At 65.5% G+C, this 19,364-nt stretch carries 15 protein-coding genes; 10 read left to right on the forward strand and 5 right to left on the reverse strand.

The window, feature by feature from the left end:
• The first annotated feature begins 149 nt into the window (after positions 1-149).
• Positions 150-5,279 (forward strand): Ig-like domain-containing protein, encoded by a 5,130-nt coding sequence (locus O9Z63_RS20970; protein WP_270129427.1) that lies wholly within the window; start codon positions 150-152, stop codon positions 5,277-5,279.
• Positions 5,280-5,396: 117 nt separating this feature from the next.
• Positions 5,397-5,597: a PID-CTERM protein-sorting domain-containing protein gene (locus tag O9Z63_RS20975; RefSeq protein WP_270129428.1), complete on the forward strand. Its 201-nt coding sequence runs from the start codon at positions 5,397-5,399 to the stop codon at positions 5,595-5,597.
• Positions 5,598-5,686: 89 nt separating this feature from the next.
• On the opposite strand, the gene O9Z63_RS20980 is transcribed toward O9Z63_RS20975, so the two are convergent.
• Positions 5,687-6,358: a TetR/AcrR family transcriptional regulator gene (locus O9Z63_RS20980; protein WP_270129429.1), complete on the reverse strand. Its 672-nt coding sequence runs from the start codon at positions 6,356-6,358 to the stop codon at positions 5,687-5,689.
• Positions 6,359-6,740: 382 nt separating this feature from the next.
• Between O9Z63_RS20980 and O9Z63_RS20985 the strand changes: the two genes are divergently transcribed.
• The 8 genes from O9Z63_RS20985 to O9Z63_RS21020 all read left to right on the forward strand — a co-directional run bounded on the left by O9Z63_RS20985 (position 6,741) and on the right by O9Z63_RS21020 (position 13,346).
• On the forward strand, positions 6,741-7,796 hold the full coding sequence (locus tag O9Z63_RS20985) for a prohibitin family protein (protein ID WP_270129430.1): 1,056 nt from the start codon (positions 6,741-6,743) through the stop codon (positions 7,794-7,796).
• 3 nt (positions 7,797-7,799) lie between these two features.
• On the forward strand, positions 7,800-8,618 hold the full coding sequence (locus tag O9Z63_RS20990; protein WP_270129431.1) for a hypothetical protein: 819 nt from the start codon (positions 7,800-7,802) through the stop codon (positions 8,616-8,618).
• A gap of 51 nt (positions 8,619-8,669) precedes the next feature.
• The gene (locus O9Z63_RS20995) at positions 8,670-9,179 is read left to right on the forward strand and encodes a hypothetical protein (protein ID WP_270129432.1); all 510 of its coding nucleotides are present in this window, start codon (positions 8,670-8,672) and stop codon (positions 9,177-9,179) included.
• Positions 9,180-9,233: 54 nt separating this feature from the next.
• Positions 9,234-9,782, forward strand: coding sequence for a hypothetical protein (locus tag O9Z63_RS21000; protein WP_270129433.1), 549 nt, complete (start codon positions 9,234-9,236; stop codon positions 9,780-9,782).
• A gap of 75 nt (positions 9,783-9,857) precedes the next feature.
• Positions 9,858-10,172, forward strand: a complete 315-nt coding sequence (locus tag O9Z63_RS21005) for a hypothetical protein (protein WP_270129435.1) — start codon at positions 9,858-9,860, stop codon at positions 10,170-10,172.
• 272 nt (positions 10,173-10,444) lie between these two features.
• On the forward strand, positions 10,445-10,612 hold the full coding sequence (locus tag O9Z63_RS21010; protein ID WP_270129436.1) for a hypothetical protein: 168 nt from the start codon (positions 10,445-10,447) through the stop codon (positions 10,610-10,612).
• Positions 10,613-10,745: 133 nt separating this feature from the next.
• On the forward strand, positions 10,746-12,017 hold the full coding sequence (locus O9Z63_RS21015) for a cation:proton antiporter (RefSeq protein WP_270129437.1): 1,272 nt from the start codon (positions 10,746-10,748) through the stop codon (positions 12,015-12,017).
• A 12-nt stretch (positions 12,018-12,029) separates the two neighbouring features.
• On the forward strand, positions 12,030-13,346 hold the full coding sequence (locus O9Z63_RS21020) for a DUF2254 domain-containing protein (RefSeq protein WP_270129439.1): 1,317 nt from the start codon (positions 12,030-12,032) through the stop codon (positions 13,344-13,346).
• Positions 13,347-13,367: 21 nt separating this feature from the next.
• Here the strand turns inward: O9Z63_RS21020 and O9Z63_RS21235 are convergent, their stop codons facing one another.
• From O9Z63_RS21235 to O9Z63_RS21035, 4 genes are all read right to left on the reverse strand, one after another.
• The gene (locus tag O9Z63_RS21235) at positions 13,368-13,748 is read right to left on the reverse strand and encodes a hypothetical protein (RefSeq protein ID WP_408614011.1); all 381 of its coding nucleotides are present in this window, start codon (positions 13,746-13,748) and stop codon (positions 13,368-13,370) included.
• A complete protein-coding gene (locus tag O9Z63_RS21025) occupies positions 13,708-14,343 on the reverse strand; it encodes a mechanosensitive ion channel family protein (protein WP_408613965.1) in 636 nt (211 codons plus the stop codon). Before O9Z63_RS21025 ends, O9Z63_RS21235 begins: the two co-directional genes overlap by 41 nt.
• A 229-nt stretch (positions 14,344-14,572) precedes the next feature.
• The gene (locus O9Z63_RS21030; RefSeq protein WP_270129441.1) at positions 14,573-16,096 is read right to left on the reverse strand and encodes a TolC family protein; all 1,524 of its coding nucleotides are present in this window, start codon (positions 16,094-16,096) and stop codon (positions 14,573-14,575) included.
• A gap of 9 nt (positions 16,097-16,105) precedes the next feature.
• Positions 16,106-19,285 (reverse strand): efflux RND transporter permease subunit, encoded by a 3,180-nt coding sequence (locus O9Z63_RS21035; protein WP_270129443.1) that lies wholly within the window; start codon positions 19,283-19,285, stop codon positions 16,106-16,108.
• Positions 19,286-19,364: the final 79 nt, after the last annotated feature.

Raw genomic sequence — 19,364 nt, forward strand, 5'->3', positions numbered from 1 at the left:
AAGGAAGGCTGTCACGGCATTTTGTCAATTCAACCTCTTTTTTTCACTTTATGCACTACGCTTACCTTTTGAGCAGCGCCTTTCGCCGGGTTGCCGCGCGAAGTCTCTCCCCGCGGTGGGGGGCTTCATTTGTCGGACTGCTGCTGCTTATGGGCAATCTGCCCAGTTCGGCCCAGACTAAACTCTATTGGACCCAAAGCAGCGGTACGGCCGCCGATGACCGGCTCAGCTCGGCCAACCTCGATGGTACGGGCCGCTTGGACCTGGCCAGCGGCAACGGCAGCTTCGATAACCCCCAGGCCCTGGCCGTGGACGTGGCCAACAACCGGGTGTACGTGGGCGACGGCGGCAACGCGGGCAATACCGGCATCCGGCGCTACAACCTGGCTACCGGAGCCCTGGTAGACCAGCTTGTGGCGGGCACAACCGGCATCAGCATCAACGCTCTGCAGGTAGTCGGCAACAAGCTCTACTGGGTGCAGAGCAGCGGCACGGCCGCTAGCGACCAATTGTGCTCAGCCAACCTCGACGGCTCGGGCCTTAGCGTGCTGGCCTCGGGCAACTCGGCCACCACGTTTCTGAACCCCCAAAGCCTGTGGGTAGATGCCGAGAACGGCTTCATCTACGTGGGTGACGGGGCCGGGGCCAGCAGCACGGGCCTCTCCCGCTTTACCCTGGCGGGCAGTTTTTCGGCTACCCTCGTGGCGGGCTCAGCCGCGGTCAGCTATAACGGCGTGCAGAAGGCCGGCAGCAAGCTGTACTGGGTGCAGAGCAGCGGCACGGCCGCCGACGACCGGCTCAGCTCGGCCAACCTCGACGGCTCGGGCCGCACGGATCTGGCTTCGGGCAACTCCGCTACTACGTTCATCAATCCGCAGGCCCTGTGGGTAGATGCCGTCAACAGCCAGATTTACGTGGGCGACGGGGCCGGCACCGGCAGCACGGGCATCTCACGCTTCACGCTGACGGGTACCTACGTTTCCAACGTCGTGGCCGGCTCCACGGCCAGCATCAACGCTATCGGCAGCAACCAGCAGTCGGCCACGGCCCCCGCTGTGACGACGGCTACCCCAACCAGCATCACCACTACCGGCGCGACGCTGGGCGGTAACGTGACGGCCGACGGCGGCGCGACCGTAACGGAGCGCGGCGTAGTGTACGTAGCCGGCACCGGCACCCCTACTACCAGTAATACCAAGCTCACCAGCGCCGGCACCACCGGCAGCTTCACGGTAAATGCCACGGGCCTGACGGCCGGCACCCAGTACACGGTGCGGGCCTACGCCATCAACTCGGCCGGCACCAGCTACGGCGCCAGCCAGACGTTTACGAGTGCCAGCCCGGCGGCCGTAACGGCCATTACCCGTACCGGCAACGCCCTGACCAACACGGCCAGCGTAAGCTACACGGTTACCTTCTCGGCCAGCGTGAGCGGGCTGACTACCGCCAACTTTGCCGCGCTAACCACCGGCTCTGTGAGTGGGGCCAGCGTGAGCAGCCTATCGGGTTCGGGCAGCACGTACACGGTGAGCGTGAATACGGGCACAGGCGACGGCACGGTGCAGTTGCAACTGTCCAACGCCACCGGCCTGACGCCCGGGGTTAGTAACGTACCCTTCGCGGGTGATGTCATCACCATTGATAAGACGGCTCCGACAGTGGTTTCCATCAGCCGCCAGGTACCCCTGACGAGCCTGACCAACGCCACCAGTTACACTTTCCGCGTAACGTTTAGCGAGGACGTGACCAATGTACGGTCAGGACTGTTCTCCACTACTTATACCGGACTTACGCTGAGTGGATTCTTTATTAACGTTGTGCCGGTTTCAGGCAGTGTGTATGATGTAACGGCCGGTGACTACGCCGGAGAAGGCACCATTAAGCTCTTTGCCAGCAATGGGACGGGGCCTAACAGAGCGTATGATTTGGCTGGCAACGAGTATACGTTGCCCTTCGGCGGCAGCGAAAGTTATGTTGTCGACAATGTGCGCCCCACTACTACGACAGTCAGCGTTCCAGCCAATGGTACCTATGGCGCGGGTCAGCAGCTGAACTTTGCGGCGACCTTCCGTGAGAACGTATTCGTTGGCACGAGTGGGAGCGCACCTTCGCTACCGCTCACGATCGGGACTACGGCGCGGCAGGCCGCTTACGTATCGGGTTCGGGTACCAGTGCGCTCGTATTTCGCTACATCATACAAGCCGGCGAACAGGATGCTGACGGCGTAACCCTGGGTGCTGCTCTAAACCTCAACAGTAGTACGATCCGCGACGTGGCCACCAACGATGCCGTGCTCACGCTTACCAACGTGGGTAGCACGGCCGGCGTACTGGTGGATGCCGAAGCCCCTACGGTCGTTATTACCAGTCCGGCCAGCAGCCCCACGAGCACTTCGCCGATTCCAGTAACGGTAACTTTCTCGGAGAGCGTGACGGGCTTTGTGCTCGCCGATGTGAGCGTGAGCAACGGCACCCCCTCGGGCTTTGCGGGCTCGGGCATCAGCTACTCGTTCTCGGTGACGCCCACGGCGGCCGGGGCCGTGACGGTGAGCATCCCCGCCAACGCCGCCCAGGACGCATCCGGTAACAACAACAGCGCCTCGACGCCCTATACCATTACTTTTGCCCCCGTGGCGACGCTCTCGGCCGGCATCAGCGCCCAGACCAACGTGAGCTGCAACGGCGGCGCCACCGGCGCGGCCACCGTGACGGCCACCGGCGGCACCGCGCCCTACACCTACCAGTGGAGCAACGGCGCTACCACGGCCACCACCACGGGCCTGACGGCCGGCACCTATAACGTGGTAGTGACCGACGCGGCCAACCGCACGGCCTCGGCCTCGGCTACCATCACCGAGCCCGCGGCCCTGACCAGCACCGTGGCCGTGACCAACGTGGCCTGCTTCGGCGGCAGCACCGGCGCCATCAACCTGACGCCCGGCGGCGGCACCGCCCCCTACACCTTCAACTGGGGCGGCGGCATTGCCAGCGAGGACCGCACCAGCCTGGCGGCCGGCACCTACTCGGTGACCATCACTGACGCCAACGGCTGCACCCGCACCCAGTCGGCCACCATCAGCCAGCCGGCCACGGCCCTGAACGTGAGCCTGAGCAAGACCGACGCCACCGCCAACGGCGCCGCCGACGGCACGGCCACGGCCACCCCGGCCGGCGGCACGCCCGGCTACACCTATCTGTGGAGCAACGGCCAGACCACGGCCACGGCCACGAGCCTGCCCGCCGGCACCTACTCGGTGACCGTAACAGACGCCAACAACTGCCAGGTCACCAGCGGCTCGGTGGTGGTGAGTCAGCCCACCCCCGCCCCGCAGAACCTGACCATTAGCACCGGCACCCCGGCCGCTCCTGTAGCCATTGCGGCCGGCACCTACAACAACATCACCATCACGGGCACGGGCGTGGCTCAGCTCAGCGGAGCCGTGACGGTGAACGGCACATTCTCCGTAGCGGGCAGCTTGGACACCAACTGCCAGAGCCTGACGGGCCCCGGCAGCTTTACGCTGGCCGACCAGGCCACGCTGCTGATTTGCGACTTGAATGGCATTGCGGCCAGCGGCAGCTCCGGCGCCGTGCAGCTAACGGGAACTCGCTCGTTCTCGCCTGGGGCCAGCTACGTGTACAATAACCTCACCCCGAATACACCACAGATTACGGGGAGCGGGCTGCCCAGCCAGGTGCGCAACCTAACAACAACGAGCGCAAGCAATACGTCTTCGTTCAGTATATCTCGGCCGGTGGCCATCCGGGAGGTATACGATGTGGCGGGCAATGTTGGCGGTGTTTTTTCGAGCGGCATCACACTGCTTTCTGATGCTTCTGGTACCGCCTTGGTCAACATGGGAAGCACGCGACCTGCTGACACATACACGGTCCAGCGCTACATCGACCCCACCACCAATGCGGGCGTGGGCTACCGCCACATTGCCATGCTGCCCAGCTCGGCTACCGTGGCCAGCTACCTGGGTTCGGGCGGGACTACGCCCGTATTCAATACAGCGTACAACACCTCGGCCACGCCGCTGAGCACTACGCCCTTCCCCACCGTGTTCGGCTACGACCAAGCCCGCCTGGCCACTTCGCCGGCCACCGGCCTGAGCCCCTTCGATAAGGGCTGGTTCTCGCCGGCCGGCACGGAAACTGTCGTTGGCCGCTCTCCGCGCCCCACGGCCTACACCGTGCAGCTGCCGGGTGCCTCCACGCTCTCGTTCTTGACCAATGACCGCACGTCCTTTACCTACTCGCTGGCGCGCAACAGCGGCGCCACCGCCGCCGACGCGGGCTGGAACTTTGTGGCCAACCCCTTCCTGGCCCCGCTGGACTGGAGCACCGTACCGGCCAGCCAGCGTACCAACGTGGATGCGGCCATGTACGTGTTTGAGAGCACCAGCCAGTACGGCGGGCAGTACCGCAGCTATGCCAACGGCATCGGCGCCTCGCCGCTCATCGGGCTGGCCCAGGGCTTCTGGGTGCGCGTGAGCGAGGGGCAGACCAGCGGCTCGCTGAACCTGCTCACCGCCAACCGCGTGACCACCTACAACCAGCAGGCTCCCGTGCGCCGAGGCGCGGCCGACTCCCGCCCCCAGTTGCAGCTGCAGCTGGCCGGTGCCACCGGCCCGGCCGATGACCTGTTCGTGTACGCCCAGGCCGGGGCCACTGCCGGCCTTGATGCGGAGTTTGACGCGGCCAAGCTGCCCAACTCCTCGGGTCTGAACCTGGCCTCGCTCACGGCCGCCGGCGAGCTGCTGGCCATTGATGGCCGCCCGGCCTTCGGGTCGGCCGCTGCGACGAGCATTCCGCTGAGCGTGGCCGTGCCCCAGGCCGGCACCTACACCTTCACGGCCGCCGCCCTGCACAACCTGCCGGTCGGCACCCGCGCCGAGCTGGTGGATAAACTCACCGGTACGCGCACCGTGCTGGCCGCCGGCACCCGCTACGCCTTCAGCCTGAGCACGACGACGGCCCCCGGCCGCTTCTCGTTGAATCTGGCCCCAGCCGGCGTGCTCTCGTCGGGCGCGGCCGCGCTGGCCGCCCAAGTGAGCGTGTTCCCCAACCCCAGCACGGGCCTCGTCACGGTGCTGCGCCCGGCCACGGGCACGGCCTCGGCCGAGGTGCTCAACGCCCTGGGCCAGGTGGTGCGCCGCGTGGCCCTGCCCACGGCCGAAACCCGTCTGGATCTGCGGGAGCTGCCCACCGGCATCTACACCCTGCGCCTGACCACGCCGCAAGGCACGGTCAGCAAGCGTCTCGTGCGCGAGTAGGCCGCGCCGGCCTGACAGCTGCCCTAACCGGCGGTTTCCCACTACGGGGAGCCGCCGGTCGGGTGAGCGGCTGGGCTGCTGGTTGGTTTTTCTTCTTCTTCTCTGACTCCTTTACTGATGATCCGCTTTTTCTCTCCACTGACTTTCCTGCTGGCGCTGGCCGCCGGCGCGGCCATGGCCCAGGGCCCCGGCTCAGGCGGCCCGGTCCCCGGTCCGGCCCCCGAGCCGACGGCTGTGCCTATCGACGGCGGGGTTTCGCTGCTGGCTGCCGGGGCCGTGGCTTACGGCCTCAAGCACCTGCGCCGCCGCCGCGCCTAGCGCCACGGCTCCGTTTAACAAGCGCCGCCGCGCCTGGGCCCCACTGGGGCGCCGGGCGCGGCGGTTGCTGTTTGGGGGGAGGGGCTATCTTATGCCAGCGCAGCAAACACCATCTGGTGCAAAAAGGCATAGATGGTGTTCTCGCTGTCGGACTTGGACACGTCTGTGAGCGAGGGCAGGTGCTGGGCAAAGAACAGCTGCTTGCGCGCCGACTCCAGCAGCGTGCTCACCAGCGCGTGCGGGTAGGCGTAGGTAGGGTTTATTTCCTGTACCACCTCCACAATACTCGCGGCCAGCCGCTTATACTCCCGGAACAGACCCGCCTGGTTGTCCTCGTCCACGTCCTTGGTCAGGTACGACTTGGATGCCTCGCTGACCACGATGCGGTAGAGGGCGGCTTCGTTGAGCTCCTGGGTGGCCGGGTCGTCGTGGTGGGCGCGGGTGAGGATGCTCAGCGTCAGGCGCAGCCGCTCGCGGGCGTCGGGCACGTTGTGGGTGTGGAAGCGGATCTGGTAGCGCAGCCAGGCCCAGTGCCAGCTCACCAGGTATACCAGCAGCTTGTGCTTGTTTTCGAAGTAGCGGTAGAGCGAGGCCTCCGTGGACTCAATGCGCTGGGCCAGCTTCTTGAACGTGAACTGCTCGAAGCCGATTTCGTCGATGAGCAGGATGCTCTCTGCTATCAGCCGGCGCCCCAGGTCCGTGGCCTGAGGGTCGCGCAGGTACAGGTTTTCATTGAGCTCAATTCGAAGCGTGGGGTGCATACGGCGGGGGGGGGTACTAGGGCGCGTGACGGGAAAAATTCCCCAAAAGAACGGATCTGCGCGGAGTTTGTCTGCACCGGCGCGGCGGCCAGGGCAAAAACCCTGTCGGCCGGACGGAATAGCGGCGGGCTTTCCGGCGCGCGCGGCCACTGGCCGCCCGGCACTACGCTGGCGGCCGTGAGGCGCTGCGGACGTCAGCGTAGAGCCAAGCGGCTTTCGGCGCCTGTTTTAATAGCAATACAATTTAAATATATAGCTACACTATCACTTGTAAAAGTTTTTTCTGAAAAAGCAGCCTAATAGTGCAACCTTCCTATATGTATTGTTGTAGATGATAGTAAGACTATCAATAATGGTAGTCAAACTAAAAAATCTGTTCGCCATGACACAGCTGCCGGTTTTTCGACCCCGTCTGCGCCGGTTCCGGGTTGCCATCCTCTCGCCGACGCTGCCCCGCCCCACGCTGGCGGCCCACAAGGTGCTGGGCGCCGCTAACGTGCGCGTGCTGCTGGAAACGTTTGCTTCCTACAGCCTGCACCGCTCCCTGCTGCTGCTGCGCCGCCCGCTAACGGTGCTGCTGCTGGCCGGAGCCGCCGCCCTCGGCAGCTGCACCACCGTGCGCCAAGGCGAGGTGGGCGTCAAGCGCACCCTGGGCCGGCTCGATGAGCGGGTGGTGCTCTCGGGCCCCAAGGCCTTCAACCCCTTCCTGAGCACCATCATCAAGGTGCCGGTCACCACCCAGAACCTGGAGATTCGCTCCAGTCTGCCGTCGCGGGAGGGCCTGTCGGTGGCCTCGGATATCTCCATTCTCTACCGGGTGAAGGCCGACCAGGTGCCGGGCATCCTGCAAACCACCGGCCTGGGCTACGAGAACATCCTGATTCTGCCCGTGTTCCGCTCGGCCGCCGCCGACGTATGTGCCCGCTACTTTGCCAAGGACATGCATAGCGCCGAGCGGGCCGTGATTGAGAAGGCCATTCTGGTCCAGATGAACGAGGTGCTCACGGCCCGCGGCTTCGAGATTGAGAACGTGCTGCTCAAGAACATTGCCCTGCCCGCGGGCCTGGCCAAGGCCATCGAGGACAAGCTCGAATCAGAGCAGGAGGCCCTGCGCATGGAGTTTCTCAAGCAGCGCGAAACCCGCGACGCCGAGCGCCGCGTGATTGAGGCCGAGGGCCAGAAGCGCATTGCCGTGGTGCGGGCCCAGGGCGAGCAGGAAGCCAACATCATCCAGGCCCGGGGCAAGGCCGAAGCCATGCGCATCGAGGCTGAGGCCGTGCGCCTGACCAACCAGCTCCTCAACCGCGACCTGACACCGGCCGTGCTCCAGTACAAGTCCATCGAGGCGTTCCGGGAGCTGTCGAAATCCCCGAACTCGAAAACCATCATCACCGGGGGCGGCAGCGGCACGCCCATCCTCAACACCCTTACCCAGTAAGCTTTGACACGTTCCCTTCTGGCGCGGCGCGTCTTCGCCCGGCGCACCGGCCTGGCCTGGCTCCTGCTTCTGCTCCTGCTTTCGCTGCTGTTGCTGCTGCTCACCACCCCGGTGGCGCAGGCCCAGCAGAACCTGTTCAACATCCCGGCCGGCGACCTGACGCCCCAGGGCAAATTCTTCTACCAGCACCAGACCAACGTGTACGGCCCGCGCGACCTGGAATCGAAAAACCACCTGGTGTACGGGCTGGGCCGTGGCTGGGAAGCCGGCCTGAACGTGGTGAATATCAAGATGGACTTCCGGCGCCGCGGCGACGTGTTCGGGGTGAACCGCCACGACCGCGGCCGCCCGCTCAAGCCGCTGGTACAGCTCACGGGCCAGAAGTTCTTCGCGCTCAGCCCGACGCTCAGCACCAGCCTGGGCACGCAGGTGGGCACCAACCCGCTGCGCTTCGGCGGGGCCCGCCGCCGGCTCACGCACTTCAGCTACAACACGTGGGTGTGGAGCCCGCGCCACCACGTGAAGGTGGTGGCCGGCCCCTACCTCTCCGACCGGGGCACACTCGGGGCCGGCAACCGGGCCGGGCTGTTGCTGGGGGCCGAGTATCCGGTATCGAAGAAAGTGCTGCTGATGGGCGACTTCATCTCGGGCCGCAACGCCACCAGCGTGTCGGTGCTGGGCCTTAACTACCTGGCCACCCAGCGCCTGCAGCTGTGTCTGGGCGCGCTGCTGCCCAACCCCGGCAGCGGCAACCGGGCCGGGGTGGTATTCGAGCTGAACTTGCTGGGTTACGACGCCGACCCGGCCGGCGACGACCACTAAGCGCGGCGGCAGCGCCCGTACTGCTTTTCCTTCCTCTTTTCTGTTTCTGCCATGTACCGCCTGTTGATGCCCCTTGGGCTGCTCGTTGCCACCTTGCTGACCGGCCCGCGCGCCGTGGCCCAGCCCACGGAGCCGGTGCTGAACCGCTCCTACCAGTTCCGGTATGCCGTGCCGCCGCACTGGGCCGTGTGCCACCAGCGCACTGACTCGGTGAACGTGCTCGGCTACCACAATCCCGCCGACGATGCCCGCCTGTGGGTGGGCCAGCTGCGGGGCCGGCACGCCACGCTGCCGCCGGCCCGGGCCCTGCAACGGGTGCTGCGCCACCTGGGCGCCACCCGCCACGAGCAGCACCACGCCGCCGTGCACTTGCCCGATGCCCTGGAAAGCAGCGGCACCTACCACCTGCGGGGCCGTGAGGTGCGCTACGATGCCCGCGTGAGCCGCCACCCGGGCCAGGTGCTGCTGGTGCACCTCTACGCCACGCCGGCCGCCTTCGGCACCCAGGCTCCCCTGCTGCACCACGTGCTCGACGGCCTCGCGCCGCTGCGGGGCCGCTAGCGGCCCCACCCCTGCCTCTTGGTTTTGCTTTACCCACTGCCTTTTCCCACCACCATGAAACCCCTGGTAAAATCCCTGCTGAACTCCCTGTTTGCCTTACTGACGCTGCTGCTGCCGCTGGGCGTGCAAGCCCAGTCGGAGCCTGAAATCCACTACGAAACCGTGCGCAGCCCCCAGTACCAGCTGCAGTACCAGGTGCCGGCCGGCTGGGACCAGGTGCGCCAGACCAACGACACCACCGTGGCCCTGCTGCACGTGAGCCCCGACCGCAACCTGATGCTCTACATCGGGCAGCTGCGCGGGGCGGCCGCCCACATGACGCCCGACCAGGCGCTCTACCATCTGGCCGAGCAGTTCGGGGTGCCGGTCAACAAGCAGTTCTCCACCACTTACAACGGTATTCAGTTTCTGGAAACCACCGGCACGGGCACCCGCGACGGCCAGCTGCTGCGCTACGACGCGCTGGCGGCCCGCCACCAGGGCCACGTGCTGCTGATCTGCGCCTCGGGCACGCCCGATGCCTTCCGCAACCACGAGCCGCTGCTGCACCACATCCTGCACAGCCTGAGCCCCTACAAAGTACGGCGTGCCACCGCCCGCTAAAAGCCGCCGGGCCACCGCCTGGCCCGCCTGATCCTGTCTTTTCCGCTGTCGCTGCCTCCCCGTTCCGCTCCCCCTATGATCCTGTTCAACCTGCTCACGCTGAGCGCCGACCACGCCCGCCAGGCCACCCGGCTGGTGCTGACCGAGCATCTGGCCACCGACGTGTTCGTTGACGAGGCCATCGACAACCACTGCCTGCTGCCCGACGGCACCATCGGCACCCAGCCGCTGTACCGGGTACTGTTTCTGACCAAGGCCCTGCTCTGCCGCCGCATCGAGCAGCGGCTGCAGGCCGAGTTTCGCGGAAACGACTTCCGAATCTATGCCACGCCCGTCACCCACGTCAATGAGGCTGAAGCCGAGCGTGTGCGCCGGCTGCAGGTCGTCTGAGGCCGGCCGGAATCCGGGCCGGCAGCAGCCCTTCCGTTAAGCTTCTGCTCATAAATCGGTTATAGTGTTTTCGCTTCTTTCCGGCGAGCGGGCCGGGGGAGCTGAAGTGAGCTACCGAAAGGCTTATCCCAGTGGGTTGCGCCCGCCCACTTAGCCGATGTCTTTCAAAACGGGAATTAGCATCATGGGGCGGGCGGACTCGTGTGGGCACCGCCGCCGGCTATGGTACTACCGTGGGACGAGCGCCGCGGGTGCTGCAAGTCGTACGCGGCGTGAACACCTTCCTGACCGAGGGCCTAACCATCCCGAAAGGCCACATCGTGAATTCCGATACCGACATCACGAACCAGATCCGGAAGCTGCCCAACCAGCACATTCGCCCCGACGGCGCTTTACTGCAGGTGCACACCTGCGTCGGACGCCGCTCCAATAAGCCCTGATTGGCCAGCCGGGCCGGGTTGCCGGCTCGCGCCACCCAGAGCAAGCTGTAGCGGGCAAGGAACTGGAGCGCGGGCGCCAACCCTGCGGCCGGCGGGCACGTCTACGGTAGCTCATCTGCTCCCCGCTTTCCATATGGAAATCTACAACACCCTGTCGCTGCTCATTGTGGTGGCTGCCGTCTTCGGCTACCTCAACTACCGTTTCGTGAAGCTGCCGGGCGTCATCGGCCTGATGATGCTGGCCCTGGTTTCGTCGCTGGCTGCCATCGGACTGGGCAAGCTGGGCGTGGGCTGGGTGCTGCACGCCGGCGAGCTGGTGCGCGGCCTCGACTTCCATACCATCCTCATGGACGTAATGCTGAGCTTCCTGCTGTTTGCCGGGGCACTGCACGTGGATGTGGGCGCCCTGGGCCGGCAGGGCGTGGCCATCGGCACCATGGCCACGGTGGGCATCCTGCTGTCCACGTTCCTGATCGGCACGGCCTTCTACTACCTGCTGCCGCTGTTCGGGCAGCCCATCGACTATATCTACTGCCTGCTGTTCGGGGTGCTCATCTCCCCCACCGACCCCATTGCCGTGCTGGGCATTCTCAAGGAGGCCCGCATCGACAAGTCGCTGGAAATCCGCATCGTGGGCGAGTCGCTGTTCAACGACGGTATTGCCGTGGTGGTGTTTCTGAGCTTGTTTCAGATTGCCCAGTTCGGGCCCGAGCGCGCCACCGCGGCCGTTATCGGGCAGCTGTTTCTTGTGGAGGCCGTGGGCGGCATTGCCCTGGGCGCGGTGCTGGGTTACGCCGCCTACTGGGCCCTGCGCACCATTGACAACTACCAGGTGGAGGTGATGATTACGCTGGCCCTGGTAATGGGCGGCACGGCCCTGGCCAAGGCCCTGCACACCTCCGGGCCGCTGGCCATCGTGGTGGCGGGCTTGCTGGTGGGCAGCAAGGGCCGCAGCCTAGGCATGTCCGACATCACCCGCGAGTACCTCGACAAGTTCTGGGAAATCCTCGACGAGATTCTCAACGCCGTACTGTTCGTGCTCATCGGCCTGGAAATGCTCATTCTCGACATCAGCCGCACCACCCTGCTGGTCGGAGTGGTGTCCATTGGGCTGGTGCTGCTGGCGCGCTGGGTGTCGGTGGGAGTGCCGCTGGCGCTGCTCAAGCGCTTCTACCCCTTCGACCGCCGGACGCTGCGGGTGCTCACCTGGGGCGGACTGCGGGGTGGTATCTCGGTGGCCCTGGCCCTGTCCTTGCCCGAGTCTATGCCTCGCGACTTGCTGGTAGGCGTCACCTACGTGGTCGTGATTTTCAGCATCATCGTGCAGGGCCTCAGCATCGGGCCGCTGGTCAAGAAGATGGGGCTAAGCACCGGCCCGCCCCCCGACGACCAGTCCGGCCACTAACTCCCGCGCCTCATGAACCGACTACGCGCCCTGTGGCAGAATCTGAATTCCAGCCTGTGGTTTGTGCCCACGCTGATGGTGGCAGGCAGCCTGGTACTGGCCTTCGGGCTGGTGCTGGCCGAGCCGTTTCTCGACCACGACCAGCTGGCCAATTACCCTTTGCTGTTCGGGGCCGGGGCCGACGGCGCCCGCGGCATGCTCACGGCCATTGCCGGCTCCATGATTACCGTGGCCGGTCTGATTTTCTCACTCACGCTGAGCACCCTGGCCCAGGTATCGAGCCAGTACACCTCACGGGTGCTGCGCAACTTCATGCGCGACCGAACCAACCAGCTGATTCTGGGCTTCTTTGTCAGCATCTTCGCCTACTGCCTGATTGTGCTGCGCACTATCCGGGGCGGCGACGAGGGCCGGTTCATCCCGTCGCTGGCGGTGGGCGTGGGGCTGGTGCTGGCGCTGCTGAGCATCGGGGTGCTGATTTTCTTTATTCACTACATGGCCTCCTCCATTCAGGCCGCCAACATCATCCGCAACGCCAGCCAGGAAACCGAGGCGGCCATCACGCGCCTGTTTCCGGAGGAGCTGGGCGGAGAGGCCAGCGCCGCCGAGGCCCGGCAGCTGCTGGAGCAGGCCGGCGAGCTGCGCTGGCAGCCCGTGCCGGCGCGCGCCACCGGCTACGTGCAGAGCATCAGCGAGGACAGCCTGCTGGCGCTGGCCCGGGAGCTGCAGGGCGTAGTGCGCCTCGAGCACGGCATCGGTGGCTTCGTGGCCCGGGGGGCGGCGCTGGTGTCGGTGGCCCGCTACGGCGCCCACCCTGCCCCGCTGCCCGACGAGTTGACCGGGCAAATCAACCAGCTCTTCAGCCTGGGCAATCAGCGCACCATCGAGCAGGACGCCAGCTTTGGCCTGCGCCAGATTGTGGATATTGCCCTCAAGGCCCTGTCGCCGGGCATCAACGACACCACCACGGCCATCATCTGCGTCGACCACCTGGGGGCGCTGCTGGCGCAGCTGGCCGATCGGCAGCTGCCCGAGCCGCTGCGCGTGGCCGACCGCCAGGTGCGCGTGGTGGCGGTGCGGCCCTCGTTTGAGAAGATGCTAGCCACGGCCTTCGACCAGATCCGCATCAGTGCCGAGGCCAACCTGGGCGTGTACCTGCGGCTGCTGACGGCCCTGGCCACCGTGGCCCAGCGCACCGACCACCCGGAGCGCCGCGCCGCGCTGCGCCAGCAGGCCGGCCTAGTAATGGCGGCGGCCGAGCGCACCCTCAGCACCGACTACGAGCGCCAGCAGGTGCGCGAGCGGCGCGCCGGGCTGCCGCTGGGCTAACCTTAGGCCATACGCGGAGCGCTACTGCTTGGCCGCGGGCGGTTGTTGCTGCGGGGCCGGCTCCGGGCGGGCGGCGGACTGGTCGGCGCGGGCCGGCGGCACGTCGCCCGGGCCGGCGGGCCAGCCTTCGCGCTGCAGCCGGCGGTTGCCGGCGGTGACTTCGGTCTGGTCGTGCAGCAGAATCTGCTGGGTGGGGAAGGGCAGGTCGATGCCGTGGGCGGTGAGCTTGTTCTTGATGGCTTTCAACACCTTGTCCTGCGCATCCAGCACGTCGGCCTGCCGGGGCGGGTCCACCCACCAGCGCGCCCGGATGTTCACGGAGCTGCCGGCCAGATCCATCACCAGCGCTTCGGGCGCCGGGTCAGTCATGACGCCTTCGACCTCGCGCATGGCTTCCAGCATCAGGGTCCGGGCCTGGGCAATGTCGTCGCCGTAGCCGATGCCCACGTCGTACTGCAGGCGGCGCTTGTCGTAGGCCGTGTTCACGGTCACGGCGTTGAGTGAACAGTTCGGCGTTGGGGATGATGACGCGGCGGCCGTCGTAGGTTTTGATGGCCGTGGCCCGGGTCTGGATGTCCTCCACGGTGCCCTCAAATTCCTTGTACTTGATCTGGTCACCGATCTTGAACGGCTCGGTGAGCAGCAGCACGCCGGCCAGAAAGTTCTGGAAGATATCCTTGAAGGCGAAGCCGATGGCAATGCCGCCTACCCCCAGCGCGCTGACCAGGCTGGCGGGTGTAAACCCCGGTAGAATAATGGTCACGGTCACGAGCACGCCCAGAATGAGCATGCCCACGTATGAGAGGCGGCTGAGCAGGCGCACCAGACTCTGGCTACTGCTGCGGCTGCTGGTTACGCGCTGTACCAGCGCGCGCACGCCGCGGGCCAGCAGCATAAACACCCCAAACGTGACCAGGCCAAAGACGATGTTGGGAAGGGCCAGCATCAGGTCGCGGCCAATCTGGTTGAGCTTCTGCCAGGCAAGTGAGAAATCCATAAGGCGGGGGTTGCTATTGCCGGCTCATACGCCGCCGCCGCACAAGTTGTCGGGCTTCCGGTTACCTTTTTGCCACCGTGGCCGGGGCCTGCGTTATGAGCGGTAGCTGCTGGTAGGAATGGCCTTGTGGGGGCCCGGCACCGCGGCTCAGGCTGGATACGGTGCAACGAAATAAGGTACCCGTCCGCCTGGCGGCAGGCATTGACAAGCGCCTACGGCCGGGCTGAGATCAGCGCACAGTCGCCAGGTCCGTGGTGGTCACCGGGGCCCCGCCGCCTAAGGCGCGGTACAGGTCGATGAGTTGCAGGAACTGCTCGCGGCGGGTGGTAGTCAGGTTCAGCTCGGCCTCCAGGGCGCTGCGCTGGGCCGTGATGACTTCCAGATAGGTGGCGTAGCTGGCTGTGTAGAGGTCGTTGGAAATGTCCACGGCCTTGGTCAAGGCGGCCACTTCCTGCTGCTGCAAAGCGTACACGCGCTGGTAGTTCTGCAGGCCCCGCAGGCTGGACGTCACTTCCTCAAACCCGGTCTGGATGCTGCGCTGGTACTCGAAGTAGGCAATGCGCTGCCGGGCCGCCGACTGGGTGTACTCGGCCCGCAGCACGTTGCGGTTGAAGAGCGGGGCCGATACGCCGGCCAGAAGCCCGTAGGCCAGCGAGCCGGGCGTGCTCAGCAGCAAAGAGGCCTTATAGGCGTTCAGCCCCACGTACGGCGACAGGGTGAACGAGGGCAGGAAGGCGGCCCGGGCGGCGGCCACATCGGCTTTGGTGACCAGCAGCGCCAGCTCGGCCTGCTGCACGTCGGGGCGGCGCAGCAGCAGCTCGGCCGGCAGCCCCGCCGAAAGGTCCGCGGGCAATGGCTGCTGCTGAATGGGCAGGCCCCGGGTAATGGGCTGTGGATAGCGGCCAAGCAGGCGGTTGAGCTGGTTTTCGGTGGCCAGGATGCGCTGCTGCACTTCCACCTCGCCGCTGCGGGTGCGCAGCAGCTGGGCCGTGAACTGCTGCACGGCCAGCTCGGTGGCGCGGCCGCCCAGCTTCTGGAGCTTCACGATTTCGAGGGCCCGGTTTTGCAGCCGCTCGTTTTTGCCCAGCACGTCCAGCTGGCTGTCCAGCGTCAGCAGCTCGTAGTAGAGGCGGGCCACCTGGGCTACCAGCGCGGTTTGCACCAACCGCCGGCCCTGCTCGGTGGCCAGCATTCGGGCCACGGCCGCCCGGCGGCGGCTCCGCAGCTTGCCCCACACATCAAGCTCCCAGGAGCTGCGCAGTCCCAGGAAAAAGTTGGGTACGCCGTTGGGTAATTGGCGGCCGTCGTTGGTGCTGGTCTGGCCTTGGGCGGCGTAGTCGGCGAATCGGTCGAAGCCCCCGGTAGCGCCGGCCTCCACGGCGGGCAGCAGCGCGCCCCGGGCCGCCTGCACGCTGGCGCGGGCCACTTCCACCCGCTGCACGGCAATCAGCAAATCGGGGTTGGCACGCAGGGCCGTGTCGAGCAAACCAATCAGGTTCGGATCAGCAAAGAACTGCTGCCAGGGCTGCGCGGCAATAGAAGCGGAATCGGTAGCCCCCGCAGCAGCGGCCGCGCCGAAGGTGGCCGGCACGGCCGTGGCGCGGGGCGTGAGCACCGGCTGAATGGTCTGGCAGCTACCGAGGGCCGCCAGCGTAAGCAGTCCGAACAGGCGTTTGAAAAGCCAGTTGGCTTTTGCTGATTTCTCCTCTCCTTTAGAGAACAGGCCGGCAAGTGAGGGGCGGAACAGAGTCATAGAGCAGGATTAGGCAGCCGCGTGGGCGGGCTCGGGGTGGGCGGCTGGAACGGGGTGAGCCGTGGGCTCGGCAACGGGTTGGGCGGGCTTCTTGTCGCGGGCAAACAACACATAGAGGCCCGGAATCAGGACCACCCCGAACAGAGTGCCGATGAGCATGCCGCCCGCCGCTGCCGTGCCGATGCTGCGGTTGCCCATGGCGCCCGCGCCGGTGGCAATGCACAGCGGAATCAGGCCAGCCACGAAGGCGAAGGAGGTCATTAGGATGGGGCGCAGGCGGGAGCGGGCGCCTTCCACGGCCGCATCCAGCACCGACAGGCCTTCCTTCTGCCGCTGCACCGCGAATTCGATGATGAGAATGGCGTTCTTACCCAGCAAACCAATCAGCATGACTAGGGAAACCTGGGCGTAGATGTTGTTTTCCAGCCCCAGCAGCTTCAGGGCCAGAAACGCGCCGAAGATGCCGGTGGGCAAACTCAGCAGCACCGGCAGCGGCAGCAGAAAACTCTCGTACTGGGCCGCCAGCAGCAAATACACGAACACCAGCACGATGCCGAACACGTAGAGCGCCTGGTTGCCGGAAATGATCTGCTCCCGGGTCATGCCGCTCCACTCGAAGGTGTAGCCGCGCGGCAACTCCTTGGCCGCCACGGCCTCAATGGTCTTGATGGCGTCGCCCGACGAGTAACCGGGGGCCGTGTCGCCGTTGAGGGTGGCCGAGGTGTACATGTTGTAGCGCGTAAACTGCTCCGGGCCGTACACCCGCTCCAGCCACACAAACGTGGAGTAGGGCACCATCTCACCCCGGTTGTTTTTCACGTAAAGCTTCAGCAGATCCTCGGGCTTGGTGCGGTAGCCGGGCAGGGCCTGCACCATCACCTTGTACATCTGCCCGAAGCGGATGAAGCTGGCGGCGTAGTTGGCGCCCATCAGGGTTTGCAGCGTGCTCATGGCGCTGGCCACGGTCACGCCCTTTTTGGCGGCCAGGTCGGCATCCAGGTGAATCAGGTACTGCGGAAAGGTGGGGTCGAAGCCGGAAAAGGTATTTTCGATGGCCGGCGTGTTGTTGAGGGCCTTGATGAACCGGTCCGTCACCTCGTCGGTGCGGCGCAGGTCGCCGCGGCCGGTGCGGTCCAGTACCCGCAGATCAAAGCCGCCGGCGTTACCGAAGCCGGGCACCGTAGGCGGGGTAAAAAACTGTACCTGCGCCCCGGTGATGTGCTTGGTTTTGGCGCGCAGCTGAGCCATCAGCTCAGTTACCGACTCTTTGCGCTCGTCCCAGCCTTTCAGGTTGATCATGCCCATGCCGTAGCTGGCCCCCGACACGTCGTTCATCAGCGAGTAGCCGGCCAGCGTCGATACCGATTCCACGGGCTTCAGGGTCTGGGCCACGCGCTGCACTTGCTGCAGCACCTGCTGGGTGCGCTCCATGGTGGCGCCGGGCGGCGAGGTCACGTTGATGTACACCATGCCCTGGTCTTCGCTCGGAATAAAGCCGGTGGGCAGCACCGAATTGACGCTCCAGGTGGCCGCGAAAAAGAACAGCAGCAGCGCCACCGTCACCAGGCGGCGGCTGGCCACTACGCGCACCAGGCGCTGGTAGCCATCGGCAAACCGCTCGTAGCGGCGGTTGAAGCCGGCAAAGAAGCGGCCCAGCAGACCTTTGCGCTCGGCGTCGGGGGTGGGCTCCTTAAGCAGCAGCGCGCACAAAGCCGGCGTGAGCGTGAGGGCGTTCAAGCCCGAAATGACGATGGAAATGGCCAGCGTCAGCGAGAACTGGCGGTAGAACACGCCCACCGGCCCGCTCATAAACGACACCGGAATAAACACCGCCGACATCACCAGCGTGATGGCCACGATGGCGCCGCTGATTTCGCCCATGGCTTCCAGGGTGGCATCCATAGCGGAAAGGTGCTTTTCGTGCATCTTGGCGTGCACGGCTTCCACCACCACAATGGCGTTATCGACCACAATGCCGATGGCCAGCACCAGCGCAAACAGCGTGAGCAGGTTGATGCTGAAGCCCAGCAGCTGCATAAAAAACAGGGTGCCGATGAGGGCCACCGGCACGGCCAGCGCCGGAATCAGGGTGGAGCGCCAGTCCTGCAAAAACAGGTACACAATCACGAACACCAGCAAAAACGCCTCAAACAGGGTGCGTACCACCTCGTGAATACTCGCGTCGAGAAAGCGCGACACGTCGTAGCTGATGTTGTAGGTCATGCCGGGCGGGAAGCTGGTGGCTTTCAGCTCGGCCATGCGGGCTTTTACCTGCGCAATGACGTCGGAGGCGTTGGAGCCGGGCAGCTGCTTGAGCAGGATGGCCGCCGAGGGTTGGCCGTTGCTCTTGGACAGCATCCGGTAGGTCTGCACCCCAAATTCCACGTCGGCCACGTCCTTGAGGCGCAGCACCGAGCCGTCGGCCTCGGCCCGGATCACGATGTTGCGGTACTGCTCGGGCTCGAACAGCTTGCCGGTGTAGCGCAGCACATATTGCAGCACCTGCGCCGAGCGGCCCGAGCTTTCGCCGGTCCGGCCCGGCGCTGCTTCCACGCTCTGGGTCTGGATGGCCTCCACAATTTCGTCGGCGCCCACGCGGTAGGCCAGCATCCGGTCGGGCTTGAGCCACACGCGCATGGCGTACTCGCGGCTGCCCTGGATTTCAGCCAAGCCCACGCCCTTGATGCGCTTGAGCTCCTGCAGAATGTTGATGTCGGCGAAGTTGTAGATGAACTGCTCGTCGGCCGTGGGGTCGTCGCTGACGATGTTCAGGTACAGCAGCATGCTGTTCACTTCCTTTTCCGTCACCACCCCGGCCTTAATCACCTCCTGGGGCAGCTCGTCGAGAATGGTGGTTACGCGGTTCTGCACGGCCACGGCGGCCAGGTCGGGGTCGGTGCCCACCTCGAAGAACACCTCCACCAGGGTGGTGCCGTTGTTGGTGGTCACGGTGTTCATGTAGGTCATGCCCGGCACCCCGTTGATGGCCCGCTCCAGCGGCGTGGCCACGGCCTTGGCCGATACCTCGGCGTTGGCGCCGTTGTACTTGGCCCGCACCGTCACGGAAGGCGGCACGATGTCGGGGAACTGCGTGACGGGCAGCGTAAACAGTGCGCCCACGCCCAGCAGGGTGATAAACAACGAAATAACCAGCGACAAAACCGGCCGTCTGATGAAGATAGAAAACATAGAAAGTGGGTGTCATGCGATGGAAAGAACCAGCTCTCGGGGCTGACAGCGGCGCGTGCAGCCATGAGAAAAGCTATCA

The sequence above is a fragment of the Hymenobacter yonginensis genome, assembly GCF_027625995.1.
GTDB lineage: Bacteria > Bacteroidota > Bacteroidia > Cytophagales > Hymenobacteraceae > Hymenobacter > Hymenobacter yonginensis.

Coding starts and splice junctions, on each gene's coding strand:
- O9Z63_RS20970 (WP_270129427.1), top strand. CDS start 150: ATGGGCAATCTGCCCAGTTCGGCCCAGACTAAACTCTATTGGACCCAA.
- O9Z63_RS20975 (WP_270129428.1), top strand. CDS start 5,397: ATGATCCGCTTTTTCTCTCCACTGACTTTCCTGCTGGCGCTGGCCGCC.
- O9Z63_RS20980 (WP_270129429.1), bottom strand. CDS start 6,358: ATGCACCCCACGCTTCGAATTGAGCTCAATGAAAACCTGTACCTGCGC.
- O9Z63_RS20985 (WP_270129430.1), top strand. CDS start 6,741: ATGACACAGCTGCCGGTTTTTCGACCCCGTCTGCGCCGGTTCCGGGTT.
- O9Z63_RS20995 (WP_270129432.1), top strand. CDS start 8,670: ATGTACCGCCTGTTGATGCCCCTTGGGCTGCTCGTTGCCACCTTGCTG.
- O9Z63_RS21000 (WP_270129433.1), top strand. CDS start 9,234: ATGAAACCCCTGGTAAAATCCCTGCTGAACTCCCTGTTTGCCTTACTG.
- O9Z63_RS21005 (WP_270129435.1), top strand. CDS start 9,858: ATGATCCTGTTCAACCTGCTCACGCTGAGCGCCGACCACGCCCGCCAG.
- O9Z63_RS21015 (WP_270129437.1), top strand. CDS start 10,746: ATGGAAATCTACAACACCCTGTCGCTGCTCATTGTGGTGGCTGCCGTC.
- O9Z63_RS21020 (WP_270129439.1), top strand. CDS start 12,030: ATGAACCGACTACGCGCCCTGTGGCAGAATCTGAATTCCAGCCTGTGG.
- O9Z63_RS21235 (WP_408614011.1), bottom strand. CDS start 13,748: ATGCTGGAAGCCATGCGCGAGGTCGAAGGCGTCATGACTGACCCGGCG.
- O9Z63_RS21025 (WP_408613965.1), bottom strand. CDS start 14,343: ATGGATTTCTCACTTGCCTGGCAGAAGCTCAACCAGATTGGCCGCGAC.
- O9Z63_RS21030 (WP_270129441.1), bottom strand. CDS start 16,096: ATGACTCTGTTCCGCCCCTCACTTGCCGGCCTGTTCTCTAAAGGAGAG.
- O9Z63_RS21035 (WP_270129443.1), bottom strand. CDS start 19,285: ATGTTTTCTATCTTCATCAGACGGCCGGTTTTGTCGCTGGTTATTTCG.